The sequence below is a fragment of the Actinomyces denticolens genome (assembly GCF_002072185.1).
Classification (GTDB): Bacteria; Actinomycetota; Actinomycetes; order Actinomycetales; family Actinomycetaceae; genus Actinomyces; species Actinomyces denticolens.
This window is the reverse complement of sequence record NZ_MVIW01000086.1, coordinates 1-765: the sequence shown is the minus strand read 5'-3', so window position 1 is coordinate 765 and position 765 is coordinate 1. Positions and strand designations below refer to the sequence as shown.

The 765-nt window shown below is 70.7% G+C and carries 1 protein-coding gene; it reads right to left on the bottom strand.

Annotation, left to right across the window (positions count from 1 at the left end):
* The coding region (locus tag B1H55_RS12030) for a 3-deoxy-7-phosphoheptulonate synthase (protein WP_143222442.1) at window positions 1-765 on the bottom strand (765 nt) is incomplete at both ends.

The following is a 765-nucleotide window of genomic DNA, read 5'->3' as shown; positions in this document are numbered from 1 at the left end:
TGCTCGCCGCCGCCGAGGACCTCGGTGACGTCCCCGCCGGTGAGCTCGACGTGAATGCCCCCGGGCACGGTGCCCAGGGCCCTGTGGACCTCGAAGAAGCCGCGGACCTCGTCCATGATCGCCTCGAACCGGCGGGTCTTGTAGCCGTTGTCGGAGGTGATGGTGTTGCCGTGCATGGGGTCCGTGATCCAGGTGAGCGGCCTCCCGTCGGCGCGCGCGGCCTCGATGAGGGGCGGCAGGGCGTCGCGGACGCGATCGGAGCCCATGCGGGTGATGACGCTCATGCGGCCGGGCTCCCCGTCGGGATTGAGGCGGTCGATGAGGGCGGTGAGTTCGCCGGGAGTGGTGGTGGGGCCGAGCTTGACGCCGATGGGGTTGCGCACGCCCGCCAGGAGGGCGGCGTGGGCGTCGTCGGCGCCGCGGGTGCGCTCGCCGATCCACAGCAGGTGGGCACTGGTGCCGTAGAGGTCGCCGGTGCGCGAGTCGCGACGGGTCATGGCGTCCTCGTACTCCAGCAGGAGGGCCTCGTGGGCGGCGTAGAAGTCGACCTGCTTGAGGGCGTCGAAATCGACCCCGGCGGCCTCCATGAAGCGCATGGCGCGGTCGATCTCCCCGGCGAAAGCCTCGAAGCGCTTGTAGGCGGGATTGTCGGTGAAGCCGCGGTTCCAGGAGTGGACCTCGCGCAGGTCGGCATAGCCGCCCATCGTGAAGGCGCGGATGAGGTTGAGGGTGGTGCCGCTGCGCAGGTAGGCGTCGAGCATGCGG